General features: G+C 51.2%; 19 protein-coding genes, 2 tRNA genes, 1 other RNA gene and 1 pseudogene. 2 read left to right on the top strand and 21 right to left on the bottom strand.

The window, feature by feature from the left end:
- Positions 1 to 12: 12 nt before the first annotated feature.
- The 6 genes from MGLY_RS09780 to MGLY_RS09755 all read right to left on the bottom strand — a co-directional run bounded on the left by MGLY_RS09780 (position 13) and on the right by MGLY_RS09755 (position 6984).
- Complete coding sequence (locus MGLY_RS09780) at positions 13 to 948, bottom strand: ABC transporter permease (RefSeq protein ID WP_156273415.1); 936 nt, start codon at positions 946 to 948, stop codon at positions 13 to 15.
- Entirely contained in the window at positions 941 to 2038 is a 1098-nt protein-coding gene (locus MGLY_RS09775; protein ID WP_156273413.1) for an ABC transporter permease, read from the bottom strand. Before MGLY_RS09775 ends, MGLY_RS09780 begins: the two co-directional genes overlap by 8 nt.
- Positions 2028 to 3575, bottom strand: a complete 1548-nt coding sequence (locus MGLY_RS09770; protein ID WP_156273411.1) for an ABC transporter ATP-binding protein — start codon at positions 3573 to 3575, stop codon at positions 2028 to 2030. Before MGLY_RS09770 ends, MGLY_RS09775 begins: the two co-directional genes overlap by 11 nt.
- 58 nt (positions 3576 to 3633) lie before the next feature.
- Positions 3634 to 4677: a BMP family lipoprotein gene (locus MGLY_RS09765; protein WP_156273409.1), complete on the bottom strand. Its 1044-nt coding sequence runs from the start codon at positions 4675 to 4677 to the stop codon at positions 3634 to 3636.
- 105 nt (positions 4678 to 4782) lie between these two features.
- On the bottom strand, positions 4783 to 6123 hold the full coding sequence (locus MGLY_RS09760; protein WP_156273407.1) for an amidohydrolase family protein: 1341 nt from the start codon (positions 6121 to 6123) through the stop codon (positions 4783 to 4785).
- 3 nt (positions 6124 to 6126) lie between these two features.
- A complete protein-coding gene (locus tag MGLY_RS09755) occupies positions 6127 to 6984 on the bottom strand; it encodes a MurR/RpiR family transcriptional regulator (RefSeq protein WP_156273405.1) in 858 nt (285 codons plus the stop codon).
- 199 nt (positions 6985 to 7183) lie between these two features.
- On the opposite strand from MGLY_RS09755, the gene MGLY_RS09750 reads away from it, so the two are divergent.
- Together MGLY_RS09750 and MGLY_RS18810 are read left to right on the top strand one after the other, a co-directional pair.
- The gene (locus tag MGLY_RS09750) at positions 7184 to 8107 is read left to right on the top strand and encodes a DUF362 domain-containing protein (protein WP_156273403.1); all 924 of its coding nucleotides are present in this window, start codon (positions 7184 to 7186) and stop codon (positions 8105 to 8107) included.
- 256 nt (positions 8108 to 8363) lie between these two features.
- A pseudogene (locus MGLY_RS18810) lies at positions 8364 to 10057 on the top strand (IS1634 family transposase).
- Between the two features lie 181 nt (positions 10058 to 10238).
- Here MGLY_RS18810 and MGLY_RS09740 read toward each other — a convergent pair.
- The 15 genes from MGLY_RS09740 to rd form a co-directional block, all read right to left on the bottom strand.
- Positions 10239 to 11606, bottom strand: a complete 1368-nt coding sequence (locus MGLY_RS09740) for an amidohydrolase (RefSeq protein WP_156273401.1) — start codon at positions 11604 to 11606, stop codon at positions 10239 to 10241.
- Positions 11607 to 11627: 21 nt separating this feature from the next.
- On the bottom strand, positions 11628 to 12980 hold the full coding sequence (locus MGLY_RS09735; protein WP_156273399.1) for a nucleobase:cation symporter-2 family protein: 1353 nt from the start codon (positions 12978 to 12980) through the stop codon (positions 11628 to 11630).
- Positions 12981 to 13310: 330 nt separating this feature from the next.
- Positions 13311 to 13865, bottom strand: a complete 555-nt coding sequence (locus MGLY_RS09730; RefSeq protein ID WP_156273397.1) for a helix-turn-helix domain-containing protein — start codon at positions 13863 to 13865, stop codon at positions 13311 to 13313.
- A 537-nt stretch (positions 13866 to 14402) separates the two neighbouring features.
- Positions 14403 to 14840, bottom strand: an RNA gene (gene rnpB / locus MGLY_RS09725) — RNase P RNA component class A.
- Positions 14841 to 14925: 85 nt separating this feature from the next.
- The gene (locus MGLY_RS09720) at positions 14926 to 15309 is read right to left on the bottom strand and encodes a type II toxin-antitoxin system HicB family antitoxin (protein ID WP_156273395.1); all 384 of its coding nucleotides are present in this window, start codon (positions 15307 to 15309) and stop codon (positions 14926 to 14928) included.
- Between the two features lie 321 nt (positions 15310 to 15630).
- Positions 15631 to 16332 carry a zinc ribbon domain-containing protein gene (locus tag MGLY_RS09715; RefSeq protein WP_211661852.1) on the bottom strand — a complete coding sequence of 234 codons (702 nt, stop codon included), beginning with the start codon at positions 16330 to 16332 and terminating at the stop codon, positions 15631 to 15633.
- A gap of 19 nt (positions 16333 to 16351) precedes the next feature.
- Complete coding sequence (locus tag MGLY_RS09710; RefSeq protein WP_156273391.1) at positions 16352 to 17464, bottom strand: Nif3-like dinuclear metal center hexameric protein; 1113 nt, start codon at positions 17462 to 17464, stop codon at positions 16352 to 16354.
- Entirely contained in the window at positions 17437 to 18138 is a 702-nt protein-coding gene (locus MGLY_RS09705; protein WP_170291008.1) for a tRNA (adenine(22)-N(1))-methyltransferase, read from the bottom strand. Before MGLY_RS09705 ends, MGLY_RS09710 begins: the two co-directional genes overlap by 28 nt.
- Positions 18139 to 18405: 267 nt before the next feature.
- A tRNA-Ile gene (locus tag MGLY_RS09700) sits at positions 18406 to 18480 on the bottom strand.
- A 4-nt stretch (positions 18481 to 18484) separates the two neighbouring features.
- Positions 18485 to 18559: transfer RNA gene (locus MGLY_RS09695), tRNA-Asn, on the bottom strand.
- A 93-nt stretch (positions 18560 to 18652) separates the two neighbouring features.
- A complete protein-coding gene (gene rpoD, locus MGLY_RS09690; RefSeq protein WP_156273387.1) occupies positions 18653 to 19738 on the bottom strand; it encodes an RNA polymerase sigma factor RpoD in 1086 nt (361 codons plus the stop codon).
- Positions 19739 to 19740: 2 nt separating this feature from the next.
- Positions 19741 to 21561, bottom strand: a complete 1821-nt coding sequence (dnaG, locus tag MGLY_RS09685; RefSeq protein WP_156273385.1) for a DNA primase — start codon at positions 21559 to 21561, stop codon at positions 19741 to 19743.
- 647 nt (positions 21562 to 22208) lie between these two features.
- Positions 22209 to 23198 carry a deoxyguanosinetriphosphate triphosphohydrolase gene (locus MGLY_RS09680; RefSeq protein ID WP_156273383.1) on the bottom strand — a complete coding sequence of 330 codons (990 nt, stop codon included), beginning with the start codon at positions 23196 to 23198 and terminating at the stop codon, positions 22209 to 22211.
- Positions 23199 to 23210: 12 nt separating this feature from the next.
- On the bottom strand, positions 23211 to 23816 hold the full coding sequence (locus MGLY_RS09675) for a flavodoxin family protein (protein ID WP_156273381.1): 606 nt from the start codon (positions 23814 to 23816) through the stop codon (positions 23211 to 23213).
- A gap of 139 nt (positions 23817 to 23955) precedes the next feature.
- Positions 23956 to 24114 carry a rubredoxin gene (gene rd, locus MGLY_RS09670; protein ID WP_156273379.1) on the bottom strand — a complete coding sequence of 53 codons (159 nt, stop codon included), beginning with the start codon at positions 24112 to 24114 and terminating at the stop codon, positions 23956 to 23958.
- Between the last annotated feature and the right edge of the window lie 37 nt (positions 24115 to 24151).

The raw sequence follows: 24151 nt of genomic DNA, 5'->3' as shown, positions 1-24151 counted from the left end.
TTCCCCCCAGTATTAATTCTTTTTATAAGGTCTAGCCAGGGCCGCCGGCTTTTCTGCCCTCCCTGCGCTAGCCGTTACTCCTAGAGTTAAAACGTACGGTAACATTAATAGAAACTGAAAAGGAATATTAATACCTGACGCTTGTAAACGTAACTGCAAAGCATCAGCAAAGCCAAATAATAAGCAACCAAGCAATGCTCCTAAAGGGTTATATTTGCCCAGGATAATAATCGCAAAAGCCATGTAACCTTTTTCTGCCGACATCATCTCAACAAATGTATTAGCATTGGCCAGAGATAAATAGGCTCCACCAATCCCCCCCAGTAAACCGCTAATTAAAACGCAAATATTTCGGTAGAGATTGACATTAAGCCCCACTGTATCAGCTGCTTCTGGATGCTCGCCAATGGAACGGATCTCCAGGCCCCAAGCTGTACGATAAAGGGTAAACCAGGTTATTAGAACAACCATAAAGCCTAAATAAACAAGGACGTTTTGTTCAAATAAAATAGACCCAATATAAGGAATGCGACTTAATACTGGTATTTTTAAGTCAGAAAACATACCTACATTTGTTAAATTACTACTGACACCAAAGATCGCCCGATATAAGAAACCAGTAATGCCAGCAGCAAAAAGTACAAGCGCTGTTCCCACTACTGCCTGGCTACCACCTATTTTAACTGTTAGATAACCATAGATAGCAGCAGTTATCCCTCCGGCTAGCATTGCTATAAGGACACCCAACAATAAATTCCCAGTATAGAAAGCCCCTATGAAACCTCCAAAGGCTCCCACCAAAAGGATGCCCTCCATACCAATGCTTAGAACCCCGGCTTTTTCCGAGAAAATGCCTCCCATAGTAGCCCAGATTAAAGGGGTAGACATTCGGATCGCCGCCTGAAGGACAGTTATAATGAAAGCGAAATTAAGATAAGTCTCAGACACTCAAACCCTCCTCCCGAGCAATACTGCGCTTATGGTTTGGTGCAAATTTATATTCAAAAACCGAATAACCAACAACAAAGAATATTACTAGGGACTGCACCAGCGAGGATAAAACCGAAGGTACATTAACACTCCGCGCCATCATATTCGAGCCGGTATTCAGGGCTCCAAAAAGCAAAGCTGATAGGATCACCGCCAGCGGGTTTTCCCGTGCTAATAAAGCCACTGCAATGGCTGTATAGCCGTATCCCGGTGAAATATTCTGGTATAGCTTCCAAGTTACTCCCATTACTTCTACAGCCCCTGCCAGACCTGCTAAACCGCCACTTAATGCCATGGTAGTTACAATATTTCTTTTAACATTTATTCCGGCATATTCGGCCGCTTCGGCATTGGCCCCTACAGCCCTGATTTGATAGCCCAATACAGTTTTGTATAACAACAAATAGCATAAAACGGCTGCCAACAAAGCCAGCAATAAGCCAGCATGTAACCTTGTACCAGGTAAAATAATTCCCAGTTTAGCTGTATTTAGGATTTCAGCCGTTTCAGGGTAAAAATGTCTGGGTTCCTGGAGCGGCCCTTGAACCATATAAGACACAAGCTGAATGGCAATAGAATTCAACATTACAGTTGTTACAATTTCTGAAGCACCCACACGTGCTTTAAGATAACCTGGCAAAGCTCCATAAAGAGCACCAGTAATAAAAGCCACTATCAACAACATTGGGATGAAAAGAAAAGCCGGAATGCCCTTACCAACAACGCCCAGCCAGCTAACTACCAGGGCTCCCATATAAAACTGGCCCTCAGCACCGATATTAAAGGAGCGCCCTTTAAAAGCAATAGCAACACCTATACCAGTAAATAAAAGGGGAATAGTTTTCAATAAGGTTTCTGACAGGCTACCTTTACTACCGCAGGCACCAAGAAACATAGCTTGGTACGCTACCAGAGGGTTATATCCTACAATTACCATTACAATAGACCCTATCAGCAAGGCAGATATAACTGCTAAAAAAGGTAAATAAAGATTAGCTTTAGTTCTTTCCCATATATGATCAATAATTGTACCAACATTAGACTTCAAGGCAAGCACCCTCTTTCGGCTGTAAAGCTATAAATATTTCTTTAACCCCGGCCATCATTTGGCCGAGTTCTTCTTCACTGATGCCGGGCCATACTAACCCTGTCAGCCGACCACCATGCATTACAGCAATTCTATCGCTTAAAGACATTATTTCTTCGAGTTCCGAAGATACCAATAAAATTGCCTTGCCCTTTGCTCTTTCTTCTAGAAGGCAGTTATGAATATATTCTACTGCACCGACATCTAAACCGCGGGTTGGCTTTACGGCGATTAATACCTTAGGATCACTGCCAATCTCCCTTGCCACCACTACTTTTTGCTGATTCCCACCTGATAACGAAGAAGCTAAAGCCTGGCGACCATCTGCTTTAATTCGATATTGCTTTATAAGTTTATCAGCATGAGAACTAATTATTGTTGATTTTAAAAAACCATGATGTGAGAAAGGGGATTTATAATGGTCCACCAGAATCATGTTTTCGGCCAGATTAAAACTCATAATTAAACCCCTGGCCTGGCGATCTTCAGGAATATGAGCCAGACCCTTTTCACGTATTTGTCGGGGGCTTTTTCCCGTTATATCTTCACCTGCGAGGAATATTCGACCGCTATAGGGTTTTATTAAACCTGTGACAGCCTCCACCAACTCCTTCTGGCCGTTGCCATCTACTCCGGCAATCCCGACTATTTCCCCAGACCAAACAGCCAGAGAAATTTTTTGGCAAACTTCATGCCCCTTCTCTTTAACTATCAGGTCCTTAATTTCTAATAGGGGTTGTTTTGCGCAAACACTTGCACTCTTTTTTTGGGGCCGAACCAATTTCCGTCCAATCATCATCTTGGCCAATTGTTCTTCACTGGTGTCTCTGGTTGCGACTGTTCCCACAACTCGACCCTGGCGTAATACAACTACCCTCTGGCTAACGGCCAGGACTTCATCGAGCTTGTGACTAATAAAAATAATGGCTTTATTTTCTCCTTGCAATTGCCTAATAATCGTAAAAAGCTCTCGGGTTTCCTGGGGAGTTAAAACCGCCGTAGGTTCATCGAGAATTAAAATCCGGGCACCACGGAAAAGGGCTTTTAGAATCTCTACGCGCTGCTGTAAACCCACCGGCAAATCCCCGACCCTGGCGTGGGGATCTAAATCAAAATTATATTGTTGAAAGAAATCCTTAACCAGCTTATTAATTTCATTCTTAGAAATAAACATGCCGGTCTTTTGGCGCATACCCAAAACCAAGTTTTCTGCTACTGTAAAATTAGCCACCAACATAAAATGCTGATGAACCATGCCTATGCCCAAATCGATGGCCTGGCGCGGTGATCTGATATCTACTAGACGACCCTGGATGCTGATTTCACCCCGGTCTGGTTTTTCCATACCATAGATAATTTTCATTAAAGTTGTCTTGCCGGCACCATTTTCCCCCAGGAGGGCTAAAACCTCTCCTTCATTAACCGTAAAAGAAACATCATTATTAGCAACTACGCGCCCAAAAGTTTTCGTTATTCCCCTTGCCGCCAGCGCTTCCATATCCTTCACCTTTCCAAACGAGCGGTGCGCCCTCGGCGCACCGCCCCCTGTTTATATCTTAATAAGCGCCAATATCAATTTTGATCTTACCGTCCATAAGATCCTTTTTCGCCTTTTCATAGGCATCTTTTACATTTTGGGGGATATTGGAATACATTTTTTCGTTCCAGAAAAACTTAACAACCCCTTCTTTGACACCTACATTAAGAGTTCCCGGCTTCCAGGTACCATCCTTGACTTGTTTGGCTACCAGTTCAAAGGCATTGCCCATATCAAGCAAGGCATCGGCTACCACAGTATCCGGGTATTTTTGTGAAAAGCGGCTGTAAGCCCCAAAGGTTTTTATACCTTTGGCTTTACTTTGTTCTACCGCTTCATATACTCCCTGGCCAGCAGCGTTAGCACTTACCCAGAAAAAGTCAACTCCGGAGTTAATCATTGCCAGGGCTGCTTCGCGCGCTTTACCTACATCGGTTTGAGTTCCCAAGTAGGTAGTTACCACTTCAACACTGGGATTGGTGTCCTTAGCTCCTTGAGCAAAGGCCTTTAAAGTTTTTGTAATCGCTGGCATATTAACACTGCCAATGGCTCCAACTTTACCTGTTTTGGTCCAGGTGGCGGCTACCACGCCCATCAGATAAACCGCCTGTTCCATTTGAAAGTAAATTGGTGAGACGTTATCCATTACAGTGGTCCCGCCACTTGTAATGTAAATAGTCTTAGGGAATTGGGGGGCTACCCTTTTAGCTGCATCCTGATAATCGTAGCTATGGCCAAAAACAATATTATAACCTTTGTTACCATAATCGGTGAAACCTTCCACCACATCTGATGGCGATTTAACTTCCATGTAACTTATCTCTGCTCCCATATCCTTTTCCAACTGCTTAAGGCCTTCGTATCCAGATGTGCTCCATCCGCCGTCATTAATTGTATTTGGTACCAACAAACCTACTTTAAATGTAGTATTTACCTGGCTGGCTGAAGTCTTCCCCTTATCACCAGTTGCATTGGAAGAATTCCCCCCACATCCGCTTACAGACAGCATGATTATAGCTGTACATAAAACGAGCGCTAACCACACTTCCCTAAATCGCTTCATTTACTATCCCTCCTTAAATTTTTATATTTTAGTTGTTTCTCTCCTTTTCTTTTATCTTCTGCCGTTTCACCTCCCTTTGTGTATTTGTGCTATCCTTAGCTTCTATCACACCCTTTCAATCAGCTGCCCTACAGCAATCAAGGCTTCTTTGAGAACCTTTTCCTCATCCAGGGTAACAATACGATTATTAGCCATTACTAATTTTCCATTAATAATTACCGTATCGATATTAGTGGGGTTTGAAGTATACACCAGAGTTGCCAGGGGATCATGCATGGGGAAAGACTGGGGTTGTAACGGATTATAAATAATTAGATCTGCCTTTTTCCCCGGTTCCAGAGAGCCAATTTCTTCCCCTAACCCTAAAGCTTTGGCTCCATCGATAGTAGCCATTCGGACAATATCCTGGGCACTGATTACCGCAGGGTCGTGATAAATAACCTTTGGTAATAATGCAGCCACTTTCATAGTTTCCAGCATATTGAGAGAATCGTTGCTAGCAGCACCATCTGTACCCAGGCTAACATTCAATTGATATTTTTTTAAAAGAGACAATGGTAGCGCCCCGGACCCTAAAATCATGTTACTAACCGGATTATAGGAGATTTTAACCCCATATTTTTTGAGGATTGTAGCCCCGGCAGCGTCAATATGAACACAGTGTACCGCCAGTAAATGTTCTTTCAAGAACCCCATTTCTTCTAAGTAAACCAGGGCTGGCTGGCCATAATGTTCTAGGCAAAAAACATCATCAAGTTCAGTTTCGTTTATATGCATAGTAATTGGTATCTGATAGTCCTGGGCAAAGTCTCGCACCATTCGCAAACCTGCATCGGTCATATTCCAGATCGCTGTCGGGGCTAACCAAATCCTATCGCCATACTTTGATCGCAAGCGTAAAGCATCGGCCAAAAATTCCTCGCTTTTTTCTGCCATACCTCCAGTCGTGTTGGAACCATATAATCTTTCCGAAAAACCCCGGGCCAGGAGACCCCGGATACCTACATCCTCAAAGGCTTGCAGGACAGCGTCGCTGAGATAAGGTCGGGGATGAGCATACATATAATCTAGAATTGTCGTTGTACCTGAATGCAGAGCTTCTATACATCCAACCAGGGCTGATAAATAACAAATTTCAGCATTAATATGTGGTACATAAGGCCTAATCACTGTATTCAGCCAGTCATTCAAATTCATATCCCGGGCAAAACCCTTGAGTATCGTTTGAAAAAGATGGGTGTGTGTGTTAATCAGGCCCGGAAAGATGTATTTGCCGTTAGCATTGATTTTTTCTTTGGCAATATATTGTTCCTCAAGCTCGTTGCTACAACCAATAGCTACGATTCTACCGTTATTAATAGCAATGCTTCCTGTTTCATACCTGGTGTCATTGGCGTCCAAAGTATAGATATTACCTGCTGTAAGTAAGAGATCAATTTCGAGCATTTATTAATCATCCTCGCGGTATTGAGTTTTAAAATCCTCATCTAGTAATTTATCTATCTCCTCCAAGGAAAGCAGGGCATTATCTTGTAACTTTTTGCCTATTAAGTATAAAAGGACATTAAATAGGGTCACTACGGCAGTGTATGAAGTAAAAGAGCCATCAACACAAACCGGTAAAGTCAAGTCAGCTTTCTGGGCCAGAGGAGAAACCAATTTATCGGTTATAGCAATCGATTTACAACCTCTTTGCTTAGCAAAGCGCAAAATATCTAACGTAAAATTTTTGCTCATTAAAAAGCTGCTCCCGATAACAAGATCTTGTTCATTCCAGGACCTTAAAATATCATAAGAAAGCCCAATTCCGGGAGTTAGTAAAGTAACATTGCCGAGTAACTCATTTAAAAAAACGTAGAAAATGATATTAGGACCCAACGGACCCCTGAGGCCGACAATACCAATCCGCCTAGCTTTAATAATCATATCTACCGCCATAGACAAGGTATCCGTTGGAATATTTTTAAAGGTATCTTTGATGTTTTGAATATCCCTTTCTACTACCCGCAAGTACCCATCGGCATTTTCAGCGTCACTGGCCATCCACTGTCGGAATTGATCAGCCATCCATAAACGCTTTCTGATAGATTGCTGAATATTTTCCTGCATATCTTTATAACCCGAAAAGCCCAGATCTCTGGCTAAACGCACTACTACCGATTCGCTCATCTCAACTTTCTGCGCAATGGTTGCTGCTGGTGCAAAAGCAGCTTCTTCAATGTTATTAAGAATATACTCAGCAATTTTCTTTTTGCCCCGGCTCAACTTTGGGAATAACTCCTGAATGCGAGCGTTAACATCTAACACATTATCCAACCTCCATCTTCTTAAAATTATATTCGACACTTTTACAAGAAATCCTGCTATTATCTAAAAATGAAAGCATAAAATGTTGCTTTCTGCTTTATTGGCTATTTTTCTTGCTAATAATAATAAACCGGCTTTGCTTTGTATGGTAACCCTTTGTTATTATAAAATTAATAATTGTACTTGAGGAGGATTTTTCATGGCCTTAAAGTGGGTCCAAACGACCAAGTTCGATGAGCTACGATCATTTTTAGAAAACAACTTACCCGTTGATGAGCTCTATCTTATTAAGCCTAACTGGTTTGATCCTCGCCCCGGCAGTTATACCAGCGCAGCAGTATTAGACCTCGTATGTAATGCATTATCAGGTAAAAAAATAATTATTGAGGGTCACTCCCACTCCCGGAATGACCTCTCCCAAAAAATCACTCCAGAGAACATGGATGATCAACGAGATTGGATTCGAACCCAGGAAAAATTATACCTGGCCAGGACCGGTATTGACGAAGTTCTGGCCAGGCATAATGTTGAGTATGTAAATATTACTGAAGAATTCTGGGCAGGAAGGGTCGTACCCGCTAAAATCATCCAGCAACATGTGGAAAAAAAATTGGGGCCTTTGACTTACCCGGAATTTTATTCATTTATTCCGGAAAAACTTTATGCTCTACGCGGTCATACATTAATTGACCTGGCTAAAATTAAGATGTGTAGTTCTACAGCCAGGGATTTTAGCTTATCTATGAAAAATTTATTTGGTTTAATTCCATATCCTTCTAGATTAAAATATCATACTAACCTCCCCCAGGCAATTATTGATATCGATAAACTTTATTCTGCTTTATTTAATATCGTTGCTGTCATTGAGGGTATAAAAGAAGCAGTCGTTTTTTGGGAAGGCGGTCAATACCATACTCCCTGGAGTCCTTTTGATGTTTTGAAAGAGCTAGGTTTGTTAATTATTGCAGACAACCTAGTATTAGCTGATGTTTTTTGTGGTCGCCTTTTGGGACAAAATCTTTTATCCCGTACTCTAATTAATCTTGGCCAACAATACTTAGGTACTATAGATAATCAAATTCTTACTAAAGCCCCCCTCTTATTTGACACAAGTAAAATTTAACTCGATTATAACACCCATTTATCCGTACTTTGAGACTAGCTTCACTAGGATTATATAAAATTAAGAAAGAGAGAGCTTATATATTATGGCTCTCTCTTTTCCCGGAGTTCGACAGTTTTGAGGCACATGCCAGGACCCAGATCTAGCAATATCAAGGCTTTCCGGGCTTAAAAGTAGAGAAAATGCGAAAATCCGTAGGTACACGATTTTGGATGTTATAGCAGGAATTAACTAATATACGTCGAATAACGTAAGCATGTACATCCGAATCGTGCAGCGCAAGAACAAGGACGGGTCTGTCGTCCGCTATGTGCAGTTGGCCCACAACTTCCGCGACTCCGAAACCCGTAAGCCCCAGGCGCAGGTCCTCTGGTCCTTCGGCCGGGAAGAGGAGGTAGACAAGGATTCCTTGCGCCGGCTGGTGGAAAGCATCAACCGCTTCCTGGGGCCGGAGGACGTGCTGCAGCAGCAGGCCAAGGTGGGTGATGCTCCACTCCTTTTCAAGGAGAGTCGTCCCCTGGGCGGCGCCTTGGTTTTAGATGCTCTCTGGTGCGAACTCGGGATTGACCGGGCCATCGGGAAGGTGATCAAGGACCGCGCCTTCCGTACCCCCGTAGAGCGGGCCATCTTCGCCATGGCGGCCAACTAGGCGCTGGACCCGCAGAGCAAGCTGGCGGTGGAGACCTGGGTGGAACGAGACGTCGCCATCCCTGGTCTGGAAAGCATCGCAGTGCAGCAGCTCTACCGGGCCATGGACGTCCTCATGGAAGCCGGCGACGCCTTGCAGGAAGAGGTCTTCTTCTCCGTGGCCCATCTCTTGAACCTGGAGGTTGACCTGTTGTTCTTTGACACCACCAGTACCTATTTCGAAGTCGAGGGGGAGGACCCGGAGGAAGGAGACGCCGCGTACTTCCTCCGCCGGCGGGGGCACTCCAAGGACCACCGGCCGGATCTTGCCCAGATAGTGATTGGCCTGGCCGTCACCCAGGAAGGCATCCCCATCCGCTGCTGGGTCTGGCCCGACAACACGGCGGACGTCACCCGCATCGACCAGGTGAAAAAGGACCTGGTGGGCTGGAAACTGGGACGGGTAATCACTGTCCTGGACCGGGGCTTCGTCTCCGAGGACAACCTGCGCACCCTGCAGCGGGCAGTGGCCATTACATCGCCGGGGAACGCATGCAATCTGGCAAACCGTCTGTGGAAGAAGCTCTTTCCCGTCCCGGCCGCTACCAGAAGGTTAAGGATAACGTGGAAGTTAAAGAGATTATCGTCGGCGACGGGGAAGCCAGAGAGCGTTATATCCTGGTCCGCAACCCTTACGAAGAAGCCCGGGACCGGGAACAGCGGGAACGGATGCTCAAAGAACTGGAACAGGAACTGCAAGGGTTCGCCCGCCTGGATAAAAAGGAACACGGCAAGGCCGTCTGCCGCCTGGTCTCCCACCCCACCTACGGCCGCTACTTAAAGCTCGACAAGAGAGGCTGGCCACAGATTGACCGGGCCAAGGTCAAGGCGGATGAGCGCCTGGATGGCAAGTACCTGCTGCGCACCTCCGATGACACCTTGAGCCCCGCGGACGTCGCCCTGGGCTACAAGCAACTCCTGGAAGTGGAAGCCGCCTTCCGTACCCTCAAGCAAGCCTTGGAATTGCGGCCTATCTACCACCGCCTCTCGCGGCGCATCGAGGCGCACGTCCTCTTATGCTGGCTGGCCCTCCTGCTCATCCGCGTAGCCGAGACGCGGGTGGAAGGAAGGCTGGGCCAGCGTTACACCTGGCCCCGGCTGAGGGATGAGCTGAATAGAATGCACCTTGGCATCTTCGCCGGCCCTGCCGGCACCGTCTGGCAGCGTACCGAAACCACCACCTTCCAGCGGCAGATCCTTTCCGCCCTGGGCGTGGCAGAGCCCCCGCGCTTCTTCAAGCTGGACCCACGCCAGGCGATGTAGTTACACGGTATGTTTCACAGATCGAACCGAAAAGCCTTCTGGCGCCTACATTTGAGGCACTTTTATGTGCCCTCGAACTGTCGAACTCGGGTTTTCGGTAATAACATTCATCCTTCTTACTATACTTAGTACTTCAACATTAGCTGCGTTTTTCTATCCAATTAATTACCCATTAGCTTACCTAACGGATCTTCACGAGGGGGAAGCGGTCCGGTAAAACAATACCCGCTTTCTTTGCCAGGGCCGCTGCCCGGACCTGGGCCCGTTCCAGCACTTCTTCTTCGTTAACAGTCAAGATCTTTTTGTCGCGCATTAACCAGCGGCCATCACACATGGAAGATTCAACATTGCTGGCGTGCATAGCGTAGACCAGGCTGGCGATAGGATCGTGGAGGGGCAAACTGCCGGCGCTCCGGGGATTGATAATTATCAAATCGGCTTTTTTGCCAGGCTCCAGGGAACCGATCTCCTCTTCCCAAAGGAGACAACGGGCACCGTCAATGGTAGCCATCTCCAGCACTTTTTCTGCCGGTAAGACCTTGGGATTCAAGTTGCGGCCTTTATGGATTAGAGTTGCCAAATACATCTCATCCATCATGTCCATGCGGTTGTTGGAAGGCGCACCATCGGTGCCGATGGAAACGGTAATCCCCTTAGCGATCATTTCCGGCACCCGGGCAAAGCCCAGGACGCGCATGGCCGCGGCCGGATTATGGGACACTTTGACGTCATACAGGAGGAAAAGATCGATCTCCTTTTCCGTCAACCAGACGGTATGGACGGCCAGGAAATTGGCATCCAGGACTCCTAAATTGGCCAGGTGTTCCACGGTGGTGTGGCCGCGTTTCTCTTTAGCGTAGCGTACCTCTTCCTCAATCTCGGCGACGTGCATATGGATGCCAACACCGTATTTGTCGGCAAGGACCTTGGTGCGTTTAATTAGTTTATCTGAATTGTTAAAAATAGTCCGCAAGCCGAACCATACCTTGAGGCGGCCGTTTGCCTGGCCATGCCAGCGTTGAATAAGTTCTTCCTGTTTCCGGAGGGCGTAGTCGGTACTCTCCCGCCATTTCTGCGGTAGCCCCTCGCCGCAGTCCACGGTGGAACGGGCCAGGATACCGCGCAGGCCTATTTCCTCCACGGCCCGACCCATACCGTCTACTTCCTGCCCACCGGCCTCGGCGAAGGCCGTCACCCCGGAGCGGATCAGTTCCAGGCAACAGGCCAGGGAGGAGATATAGGAATCTTCCACGTCCATGCTGCTTTCATACGGCCAGATGCGCTCGTGGAGCCAGGTCAGCAAGTCGACGTCGTCGCCCAGGCCTCGTCCCAGCTGCTGGGACAGATGAACATGGGTATTGACCAGACCCGGCAGGACGATTTTGCCGGTAGCGTCAACTATTTCCGCTTCCGGCCGGATTAGTTCCGCCGGCACCTGTCCCACAGCAATGATTTTATCTCCCTCTACCAGGAGATCACCGCCGACAAAAACCTGCTTCAGTTGGTTCATGGAAACCACATAGCCGTTTTTGATGAGAACCTGCCCCATTGGAGAGCCTCCTCTTATGATTTAAAGGCTATCAAAATTGTTTGAGCTGCTTTTTCCTTGAGCGGTAGTCTTTGGCGCCGGTGGAATAATCAAATTAAGCACGACTGCCGATAAGGCGCCGACAGCAATTCCTGAAGAAACCAGGTAGTTAACAAGGCTTGGCAAGCTATATAACAAGTCTTTGGGCATCAGGGTGGCCGCAAGGGTTAAAAGAATAGGCAGGCCGACTACCAGCATATTACGTTCATCAAGTTCTACCTGGCGTACTACCCGGAAACCATTCATGGCAATGACAACGCATACTACCCCGAAAACGCCGTTAATCACTGTGCCGGGTATGCAGGCGATTATATTCATGAGTTTGGGAAGCATCCCTAAGATTATAAGGATAACTCCTCCGGCCATAATAGCCCAGCGGCTTCCCACTCCGGTGATAGCAATAATGCCTGCATTGGTGGAATAGCCGGTTACCGGGGTACCCCCAAAGAAGGACCCAACAAGGCAACCAAGGCCTTCGCCAACTGCGCCTCCGTTAAGACGGGTATCATTTATTTCAGCACCGGTGACCGCCCCTACAGCAAACCAGGTTCCCGTTGTTTCTACCAGCACTACAAAATAAATAAATATCAGGGTTAAAACAGCATTGAAATCAAATACCGGCACTCCGAAAGGTAATAACCTGGGTAAAGCTATCCAGGGGGCTTTAGCTACGGGACTAAAGTCGACACTGCCAAATAAGGAGGCAAAGAGAGTACCCCCTGCTAACGCCAGGATTACAGATGCTAAGCGTATAAAACGACCTGCACCCTGTAACCGGGTTCCCAAGATCACAAAGAAAATTAGCAAAACTGCTGATATAAAGGCGACCAGGCCATTTATGCCGACATTACCTGGGGCTGTATAAATACTTTCCAGAGCAATAGGCATAAGGGCGATGCCAACCACAATAATTACAGTTCCAGCAACTATTGGCGGAATTAACGTTTTAATTATACGGCCTAATAAACGCAAAGGATAACCGAGAACGGCGATAATCAAAGCGCCTGGCATTAGACTACCTATCATTACGCTTAAACCCAGGCTTTTACCAATAGCCGCCAGGGCACCAATAGGTACGTAAGATGGTCCCTGCATAACCGGCAAGCGCATTCCCAGGCCGGCTTGAATTAAGGTAGCAATACCGGCTGCAATAAAAGTCATATCAATAAAAAGGGCAGTATGAGCGGTGTCCAATGATAAAAGGCCTGCCAGGATAATAGGTACAATATACAGGTCCATAGCCAGAACATGTTGCAGTCCCAGTACAAATGCCTGGATAATATTCAACTTGTCATCTATACCAACTAGTAGATCTACTTCCTTGTTTTTACTCATTTTCTCCCTCCTTGGACCTGCAGTTTTATCCTCATCTTTTCCGCCAGTGCTGCCTATCCAGGTCATTCCCGCTTACTCTTTCATAATCCTCCCTCCCAAACTTTAATCCGTTTGTTTTAACTTACATTGTACTTTTTAGCATACATAAAGTTATTTCGCCACGTTTTTGTTTTTTCCTGCTAAGTAAAAATATTTTTTCTATCGTACCTGAGTTATAAGATCCTATCAAGTTGTACCCAAACAAAAAAACGCCTGTAGGTAGCAAAATTATGCTCCTTCAGGCATCTCTTACCTTTCATGGCTGCCTTCATACCCCCTTCTAAAATGTATCTAAAACAAGGAAGGGGTAGCTACTATTATAAACTTGGCCTCTCTTTCTTCTGCAGGATTAAACCAGCTATGTGGGATGGTACATGGGTAATAGAGACTGTCCCCTTCCTCCAACTCATATTCTTTTATCCCCTCCAGGGTGTATTTCAATTGTCCTTCTAAAACATAGATAAACTCTTCACCTGGATGGGAAATGGGTTTACCGGAATTGGCCCCGGGAGGAACAATAATAATAGCTGGCTCCATCTGAAAGTTACGTCCCTGGGTGAGAAATTCTTCGATTAGATCTCCTGTCGGCGTTGAGTTGCGTATCAACCGCCGGCGTTCATCAGGTTTTACCAAACTGATCCTGCTGTCCAGTTCATCAAATAAAAAAGAAATAACGGATATATCAAGGGCTTCGGCAATAGCCTTCAGGGTCAATACGTTGGGAACGGATTTTCCAGTCTCAATCTGGCTGATGGCGCTGGGCGATAATCCCGTCAACCGTGCCAGCTCCCGAACCGACAGCCCCTTTGCCAGGCGTTGCGCTCTTATAGTTGCTCCGATTTCCAATGGTCACTTGCACTCCATATAGTTAAAAGTAATTTACATTGATTAGTATAGTACCAACACCAGGCCTTGTAAAGATTTCTTCCACCCGATATTGCCAAGCCGCGATAGGATTTTATCACCTATCTTAGTATTATATTTTAACAACATTTTTGTGCATTCTCATAGAATAGCTACCCAAAGGGGATAGAGTAATTATCATCCCTCCGCTTCAAAGCAGAACAACTTAAACACTATCTGTTTTATGTTTTTATTATTGACACCGATAAGAGTACAAACAGCCACCTCGAGCATAAACCCTTCATAGAGTCATTATAATTTTAGCCGAAAAAATGCTTAAATATGTCCCACTGGTGGTGGTTACAGGCGAATAAAGGGCTTAACTCTCTGAGTAAATTTGGCAGTCAGGTACGCTTTTGCTATTATAGACATCTAAGGGGGTTTTTCAGAGGTGCCGTTAAATAAAAAATTATCACCTCTTCCAGGTCCTAAAAATTGACCCATAAGAAGAGGTGATAACCCATAAGTCCAGCAAAAGGTCTTTTGAGTAAACCTGTAAGCCGAGTTCTGTCTTGGATGGTCATCTATCTGGGATGCCAGTTGCCTGGCGCCTCCAGCGACCTTACCCGGGGACGGGGCGGGCCACCCCTCTTGTCCCCCTATTCGGTCTTGCTCCAGGTGGGGTTTACCGAGCCGGTTAGTCGCCTAACCGCTGGTGAGCTCTTACCTCACCTTTCCACCCTTACCCGGCACTCAACTTGACAGTTTCCGTTTCGCCACGACTGGCCATGAAACAGGATGGCTCCATGGGGAACCGTTGCAGCCTGGTTGAGTGCCGGGCGGTCTGTTTCTGTGGCACTATCCTTGGGGTCGCCCCCACTGGACGTTATCCAGCACCCTGCCCTGTGGAGCTCGGACTTTCCTCAGGCGATAAGCTCGCCCGGCGCGCTTATCGCCCGCGACCATCCGGTTTACTCAAAAGCAATTATCCACTTTTCTTTAGCGGATTTAAATATAACACCCTTTATAGTGATCTGTCAAGGCATTGCCAAGAGTTAGAAGTTTAGCCTTTTGCCGTCTTGCCGATACTTAAACTTATCAAATGAATTAAATACTGGTTGGCGCTTACGCCTTCCTTTTTTGCGTTTTCTAATATCATCTTGTGAAGGCTTTTAGGCATACGCAGGGGAAAGCGCCCACTATATTCAGCCAGGGGATCCCTTTGGATGCTAGGTTCTGGAACGGGTAACCCTTCTTCTAAACTGGCCTCGATCCAGCACTTTCTTGCATCCATAGCCATACTAATAGCTTCTTGTATAGTATCCCCAGTTCCTATACAATTCGGTAGATCAGGATATTCTACAACATAACCGCCCCCTTCTTCTTGAGGAAGGGGCTTGACTATAAAGGGATAATCAAGGTTAAGATAATAAGATAAATCTTTCATTATGAACACCCTTTACTCTTCTATTTCTTCTATCGCTTTTAGTGTTATCTTCACATAGACTGGCCTCATAGGATTTTGTTTGGGAAGGGTTATTCTTATATCATCTTTTAAATACGTATAATGACTACTTCCGCTACCGAGTTGTCTGCATTTGAAACCGTGCTGCCGCAGTATTCTATCAAGATCATTGAAACTAACATTCCGAGGATTCTGTTTAATTTTCTCTAAGATTTTTTCTCTTTTCGTCACCAGTTATCGCCTCTATTTGCATTATATACGATATTGCATATGATGTCAATGAAGTCTAATCCGGTGGCGTGTTCACGGCAGCAATAACCGGCCGCAGCTTTCGCAGTAAATAAATTTACCGGCACGGGCTTCCCGCAGGAGGACGGGCGGGACGACCAGGTGGCAGCCGCTGCAGGTCCCCTTGACTACCCGGGCCAGGACCTTTGTCCCCAGGCGGCGCTGCAGGTCGCTGTAGAGGGCAAGCAGTTTGGAGTCGATCTCCCCTTCCAGCCGGGCGGCGTTGACCGCCAGGACGTCCATCTCCTGCTGCAGGCCTTCGCGCCAGGTGCGGTACTGGTCCAATTTCTCCCTGTAGGCGGCCTTCCCGGCCTGGAGCTTACTAACATTTTCCTTTAGCCATTCTTCAAGCTGCTCCTGCTGCAGGGCCAGCTCCATGGCCCTTTCTTCTTCCCGGGCCAGCTCGCCGGCGGTGGTATCTATTTTATGTTGAATGTTGTTTAATTCTTTGGGGTTGCTGGTCTCGCCGCTGTAGAGTTTGCCTTCCAGCTGCTTCTTCCTGGCCGCCAGGTCCTGGCAGGCCCTTTCCAGGCTAGCTATCTGCCGCCTTAATTCTTCCCGTTCCTGCATTCGCGCCCGCACTGTTTCCTGGCAGGTTTCCAGGCGCTGCTTTTCCCTTTTCAGCTCCCGGGCCAGGCCGGATGCCTGCAGCTGGCGCTGCAGTTCCTGGAGGCGGAGCTGCATTTCCTGTAACTCCCACAGCTTGCTGAGACCCATGCAAATCATCACCCCGTATTTAGAGTACGTACCAGGGTTCCTGCTCTTTCTGGGAGGCCAGGACCATGACTTCGCGCTCCTGTAATTGTTCCTGCAGGTAGGTCACCAGGGCCGGCACGATGATCCTCTCGGTGGCGAAGTGGCCGGCGTCGATTACCGCCAGGTCTATACCGGCGGCGGCCTGGGCTTCGTGGAATTTTAAATCCCCGGTGACCAGGACGTCGGCCCCGGCAGCCCGGGCGGTGGTCATGACGTCGCTACCGGCGCCGCCGCAGGCGGCCACCTTCTTCACCTTGCGTTCCCTGTCCCCCACCACGTTGACCCGGGCTGCCCCCAGGCGTTCCTTGACCTGCCGGGCAAATTCCTCCAGGGACACGGCCTGGGGTAAGACTCCTAGGCGGCCGATACCCCGGGCCGGGCCTTCATTGGCCAGGGGGTAGAGGTCGTAGGCTACCTCTTCGTAAGGGTGGGCCTGCAGCAGGGCCTGGAGAACTTCCTTTAGCCTGCCGGTGGGGATAATGGTTTCCAGCCGGTATTCTTTGACCTCCGTGACCTTTCCTTCCTGGCCTATATAGGGCCGGGTGCCGGCCAGGGGCCGAAAGGTGCCGGTGCCGGCCACCCGGAAAGTACAGTCAGAATAATTGCCGATCCAGCCGGCCCCGGCGCGGGTAAGGGCTTCCCGCACGAACTTTTCATGGTCCTCCGGCACAAAGGTTACCAGCTTACAATACTTCTCCCGGCGGGTGGGCAGGAGAACCTGGATATCTTCCAGTTCCAGCTTTACCGCCAGGTGGTAGCTGACGCCGAGGGCGGCGCTGTCTAAATTGGTGTGGGCCGAGTAGACCATGATGTTGTCCTGGATGAGACGCCGGACCAGCTCGCCCCGGGCTTCGTCAAAGCGTAAGGATTTGATGGGGCGGAAAAAGAGGGGGTGATGGCTGATAATGAGATTGGCCCCCCGGGCGGCAGCTTCGGCGGCTACCGCCATGGTGACGTCCAGGCAGACCAGGACCCGGCGGACTTCCACCTCCGGCGAGCCCAGCATCAGGCCGGCGTTATCCCATTCCGCCGCCAGTTCCGGCGGGGCCAGGGCTTCCATAACGGCTATAATTTCGCTGCATTTGGCAGCCATGCCAGTACCTCCCTTATCTCTGCCAGCTGCCGGCTTAAATCCTCCCGCCGCTCCCGGGCCCGCATCCCCCGGCCGGCAGCCAGCTGCTGGACGGCTGCTGTTAGTGTTTCCATCTTATGCAAGAGATAATCCCGCAGCAGGGGATGGCGGCGCTGCAGCAGGAGGGGCCCTATCCTCCACTCCAGGTCGCTGTAGGATGGGCTTGCGCCCTGGCAGGCGGCCAGGATGATATAATAGCGGCCGGACTCGTAAACAAGTTCTTCGTTATATAAGTACCAGCCAGTGGCGGCGAGATACCGGCGCAACGGCCCGGCCTCCCCCTGGGGCTGGAGGACCAGGCGCTTTAACCCCTGCCGCACTCCCGGCCGGGCGGCAAGGATCCTCTGCTGGGTCAGGGCGCCCAGGCCGGCCATGGTTACCGTGTCTACTTCCCCCGGCTGCAGGGGCGCGAGGCCGTCCCCCAGGCGCACTTCCACCCGCCCCTTAAGACCGGCAGCCGCTACCGCGGCCAGGGCGCGCTGGTAAGGACCCGGCGCCGCTTCCACAGCAATCACCAGCGGGCAGCGGTCGCTGCCGGCCAGGTACAGGGGGAGATAGGCGTGGTCGGTGCCGATATCGGCAACACGGCTGCCCGGCGGCACCATGCCGGCTACGGCCCGCAGGCGGGCCGGCAAAGGAAAAAATCCACGGTTATGAATGTTCATCGCTGCTTCAGGCGGGGCCGCTGCACCGCGGCCGGGTGGCTACGGCCAGCCAGGGGTGCTTTGCGCCCGGGTACGTTTGTAGGGCTGGATATAGCCCTGGCCGGTAAGGCTCCGGTTTGGGGTTATCGCTGGTTTGGACTTGCTGCTGCGGAGCAAGCGGTTGGTCGCCGCTGTAATTAAAAAGCCAGCAGCCTACGGCCACCTCCTGACCTCCGCTGCTGGCCTTATTTCCTTTTTTGGTGGGCCCACCCGGATTCGAACCAGGAACCAACCGGTTATGAGCCGGCAGCTCTACCGTTGAGCTATGGGCCCTTTCTGGCTCCCCGGGCAGGGCTCGAACCTGCAACCACCCGGTTAACAGCCGGGCGCTCTACCATTGAGCTACCGAGGAAAGCCACCTTTTATATTATACCCCGGAATGCCGCCCCGGTCAACAACCAGTTGCTGCACGCCCGTGATATTACCCGCCGGCCTCCTGCTTCTATTACTCCAGGTAGTCCTTCAGCTTCTTGCTGCGGCTGGGGTGGCGGAGCTTGCGCAGGGCCTTGGCCTCAATCTGGCGGATGCGTTCCCTGGTGACGCCAAACTCCTGGCCCACTTCTTCCAGGGTGCGCGCCCGCCCGTCGTCCAGGCCGAAGCGCAGGCGCAAAACCCGCTTTTCCCTGGGTGTCAGGGAATCCAGGACTTCTTCCAGCTGCTCCCGGAGGAGCATAAAGGAAGCAGCATCGGCCGGCGCCTGGGCGTCTTCGTCTTCGATGAAATCCCCCAGGTGGCTGTCTTCTTCTTCCCCGATGGGCGTCTCCAGGGATACCGGTTCCTGGGCGATCTTCATGATCTCCCTTACCCGCTCCACGGGGACATCCATTTCCCTGGCGATCTCTTCGGGCGTCGGATCCCGGCCCAGTTCCTGGAGCAGCTGGCGCTGCACCCGGATTAATTTATTAATGGTCTCCACCATGTGCACCGGGATCCTGATGGTCCGCGCCTGGTCGGCAATGGCCCTGGTAATGGCCTGGCGGATCCACCAGGTGGCATAGGTGCTGAACTTGTAGCCTTTACGGTAATCGAATTTCTCTACCGCCTTGATTAAGCCCAGGTTGCCTTCCTGGATCAAGTCCAGAAACAACATGCCCCGGCCGACATAGCGCTTGGCGATGCTGACCACGAGGCGTAAATTTGCTTCGGCCAGGCGGCGTTTGGCCTCTTCATCGCCCTGTTCCATCCTCTTGGCCAGCTCGATTTCTTCTTCCGGGGTCAGCAAGGGCACCCGGCCGATTTCTTTCAGGTACATGCGCACCGGGTCGTCGATGGCCACGTTGTCAGGAATCGAAAGATCGAGGTCGCTGTCGACGGCTTCGCCCTCTTCCTTTTCCAGGGCTTCCAGTTCCACCGGTTCGGGCACTACCTCAATCCCCATGTGGTTGAGCCGCTCGTAGATATCGTCAATCTGTTCGGGGGAGAGTTCGATTCCCTGAAGGGCATCCATAATCTCGCGATAAGTTAAGGAGCCCTGGCTCTTGCCCTTTTCAATCAGCTCCTTGACTATTTGCTTTTGCTGTTCTTCTTTCACCGCTACTCCCCCCTTCCGGATTTTATCGCTTTGATCGTCTGCTGCAGGTGAAAGATTTGCTCCTGGAGTTCCTGGACCCGGCCGGTGGCGCCGCTGCTTTCCGCCCGGGCCAGGGCGAGTCTTATTTCCCTTTCCTGTTTTTGCAGCTGCAGGAGCCTGTAAAGGATGATTGCTTTCTTGACGGCCCGCTCCTGGACGGGCCCCAGGCCGCCGGCCAGGGTGAGCCGGGCAATAAGGGCGTCCCATTCCGGCACCCCCCGGCCAGTTAAAACCCGGGCCAAGTCCGGGCCGGCCAGTTCCGGGGCTTCCCGGCGCTTTTCCCGGATAAAGGCAGCCAGGCTCCGCGTCGCCGGGCTCTCACCCCAGTCTTCTCCCAGTTCGCCGTCAATGCTGGCGGCCAGCCGGGGGCTGGTTAAGTAAGCCTGGAGTAAAAACAGCTCCCCCTGGTTCCTGGCCCGTTCTCCCGGCGACGGGCCTTCCTTCTTTCCCGCCTTTTCTATGGCTCTCCCTGTCCTCCCCGGCCCGGCCGGCGCCTGGTGCAGCGCTCTCAGGATGGCTGCCTCGGATATCCCCGTACGGCGGCTCAAAAGCCGGACATAGGCTTCCTGCTCGACGGCGTCCTTTACCTGCTGGAGGTAAGGGAGAACGGCGGCCATAATGGCTTTCCGGCCCAGGGGCCGGGTGGGGTCGTGTTCGGCTACGGCTTTATTGATGCGAAATTCCATCAGGCCCTGGCTTTCTTTTACCAGCTCCTGGAAGGCTGCTGTTCCCCGGGCGGCTAAAAATTCATCGGGGTCCTTGCCTGCCGGGAGCTGCAGGACGCGCACCTGGAGGCCGGCCGCGGCCAGGATGTCCAGGCCCCTCAAGGTGGCGGCTTCCCCCGCAGTATCAGCGTCGTAGGCGATGATTACTTCCCGGGCGTATTTTTTCAACTCCCGCGCCTGCTCCGCGGTTAAGGCCGTCCCCAGGGAGGCGACCACATTATCAATACCATGCTGCCAGGCGGCGATCATATCCATATAGCCTTCGACGAGGATGGCCTGGCCTTTCCGGCGAATACCCGGCAGGGCCAGGTGCAGGCCGTAGAGGTGCCGGCCCTTGTGAAATAAAGCTGTCTCGGGGGAATTTAAATACTTGGGCTGCCCCTCACTTAAGATTCGGCCGCCAAAGCCTATGACCCGGCCGCGGCTGTCTTTGATGGGAAACATGAGCCGCCCCCGGAAACGGTCGGCCGTCCCACCGGGCGGCCGGGAGGCGCTCAGGCCCGCCTGGTCAATCTCCTGGGGTGTGAAACCCTGGCGCCGCAGGTAATCTACCAGAGCCGTTCCCGTATCCGGGGCATAACCCAGTTCAAAGAGCCGCGCCGTTTCTCCCTTCACCCCCCGCCGCTGGAGATATAAGCGGGCCGGGGCTGCCACCGGGTGGCGCATGAGAAGGCGATAATAAAAGCTGGCAGCTATTGCCCCCAGCTGGTACAGGCGTTCTTTCCATTCCCGCTCGCGCCTGGCAGCCGGCGATTCGCCGGTACCGGCCAGGTCGATCCCCACCCTGGCGGCCAGGGTTCTTACTGCTTCGGGAAAGCTGAGGCCATCTTGCTTCATCAAGAAAGCAAAGACATCGCCGCCCGCACCGCAGCCAAAACAGTAAAACATCTGCTTATCGGGACTGACGGTGAAGGAGGGCGTCTTTTCTTTATGAAAAGGGCAAAGACCGACGTAATTGCGGCCGCTCTTTTTTAGCCGGACATAGCTGCCGATGATTTCGACGATATCTACCCTGTCCTTTACCTCATCGATCACTTCCTGGCTGAAGGCGGTTGTCATGGACACCACCCCCCGGGACCCGGTGTGCTAATAACAATTCGCTATCAGAATGAAATATCCTCTTTTTTGGGCCTTATTTTCGCTTTATCCTATTATTTGTCCTGCTTTACCAGATTATACCTCCGCCGCGCTGCATAGTGCCGGGCGGCAGGCGGTAAACTGAGACTTGCAGCAGCACCGGCGGCGGGAACGCCACGCCAGCCGGCATAAATTTAAGGGCCGGCGGCAATATGCGATTGGCGGGAGGTGGGAAAATGGGTAAGACCGTGGCCTTAATTTTAATCGCCCTCATTGGCGGCAGCGCCCTCTATGCCTTTTACCGGGGGGTGATCCTGGCTGTCTTCCAACCTTTTTTTAAAACCCGGCAGTAAGCAGCCGGCAGCGGCGCGTGCTGGGGCGGTTCATGGCAGCCAACTGCCGGCCGGCATACCGGCTTTATTACGCCGGGCGCGGGCCGGGTGTCTCGAAAGTGTCGCCGGCCGGGGCCGGATGTCCGGTTCCCTGCCGTGTATAAAACCCATAGGGTAAGGGTTAAAATACATCCCGGAAGGTGAAGGGAATCCTGCCGCCGCTTCGTCACCGCGCGGATAGCCTGACGAGCGAAGAGATTCCCGGCACCTTCCCATTTTTATTATGGTTATCCATATTCAGGAAGGAAAACCCGCAGGGACAAAGAGCCGGATATACTGCAGGATGGCATAACGGTCAGTCATGCCGGCAATATAGTCGCAGGCCCGCCGGGCCAGGTCATCACCTGGATGGACGGGTGCGGGCAGTGCTTCCGGGTGCTCCAGGTAGTAAAAGTAGAGTTGTTTTAAGAGATTCTTGGCCTTGCCTTCCTCCACTTTGGCCGGGGAGCCGATATAGACATTTTTAAAAAGAAAGTCGCGTAAGTTATCCGTAGCTTGTTGGACCGCCGGGCTCATGGCAATGCGGCCCTGCTCCCAGCTGTAACGGATTATATCCGTCACCATGGTATCGATGCGCTGGCGGTGGGTACGGCCCAGGATTTTTAAACAATCAGCCGGGAGCTGCTCCTGGGTGATGATGCCGGCCCGCAGGGCGTCGTCAATATCATGGTTGATGTAGGCAATGCGGTCGGCATAGCAGATAATCTGGCCTTCCAGGGTCTGGGGTTTGACCGGGCCGGTATGGTGGGCAATGCCGTCCCGGACTTCCCAGGTGAGGTTAAGGCCGCGGCCGCCTTCCAGGACTTCTACCACCCGCAGGCTCTGCAGGTTGTGCTTAAACCCCCCCGGCACCACTTCGTTTAAGGCTTCTTCGCCGGAGTGGCCGAAGGGGGTATGGCCCAGGTCGTGGCCCAGGGCAATGGCCTCGGCCAGGTCTTCATTGAGGCGCAGGGCGCGGGCAATGGTGCGGCTGATCTGGGCTACCTCCAGGGTGTGGGTCAGGCGGGTGCGGTAATGGTCCCCCTCCGGGGCGATAAAAACCTGGGTTTTATGCTTCAGGCGCCGGAAGGCTTTGCAGTGGATAATCCGGTCGCGGTCACGCTGGTATTCGGTACGAATGGGGCAGGGCTCCTCCGGTACTTGACGGCCCCTGGTACGGCTGCTTAAACTCGCTAGGGGGCTCAAGATGGCTTCTTCCCGCTTTTCAGCTTCTACCCGCAGGAGCATACCCTCACCCCCCTAGCCGCGGTGCTGGCGTAAGGTTGTGGTGGCCGCCGCTACCTCGGCCAGGCGCTTACCCGTAAGGCGTACCCTGGCAACGGCAAAATCGTCGCTGTGGGCCGGGGCCTGGCCGCAGCTGCCCTGGTGGCCACAGTCGGCCTCACTAAAGCCGTCGCCGACAATCATCATGCCCTGGATGAGCATCATGTCAAAAAGGGCCTTCAGGGTCGTTTCCTGGCCGCCAAAACGGCTGCCGCCCACGGTAACCCCGGCACCGACGACGTTATACAGGGCCTTTTCTTTGCGTAAGATACGGCTTTTATCCCAGAAGGCCTTGAGCTGGGCCGAGACGCTGCCGAAATAAACCGGGCTGCCTATGAGGATCCCGTCGGCCCGCCGCAGGAGGTCATAGGCTTCCCCCAGGCGGTTGTTGCGGGAACAGGCCCCCTGGCAGGGACTGCTGCATTGGGTGCAGTAAGGGATCTTCTGGTCCGCCAGGGCCTCGGCTATATGGATCAGGGCCGTCGCCGCCCCGGCGGCAGCGGCCGCCGCCAGCCCTTCCCGCACCAGGAAGGCGGTGTTGCCTTCTTTTTTGGGGCTGCCGTTGATGCCAACTATTAACATAAACCAATTTCCCCTTTGCGTGATATTCCTCGCTCCAACGAACTGCTCGCCCTGCCCCACTGCCCCGGGCAGTTTATATTTTGGAGAAGCCTGGCCAGGATATATTAAAGGCGGCGCTGGCAGCGCCGCCCGTAACTGGCTACAGGGGTTCAAAGTTTTCTTTGCCCAGGCCGCAGTTAGGGCAGACCCAGTCCTCGGGCAGGTCTTCAAAGGGCGTCCCCGGGGCAATACCGCCGGCTGTGTCGCCTTCTGCCGGGTCATAGACATAGCCGCAGGCTGTACAGGACCATTTGCCCATTTAGAGCCCTCCTTTCATAAGAAATCATCACGCCCGC

The organism is Moorella glycerini (assembly GCF_009735625.1).
GTDB lineage: Bacteria > Bacillota > DSM-521 > Neomoorellales > Neomoorellaceae > Neomoorella > Neomoorella glycerini.
Note: the sequence above shows the minus strand (reverse complement) of the source record. Positions and strands in the feature narration are given on the sequence as shown.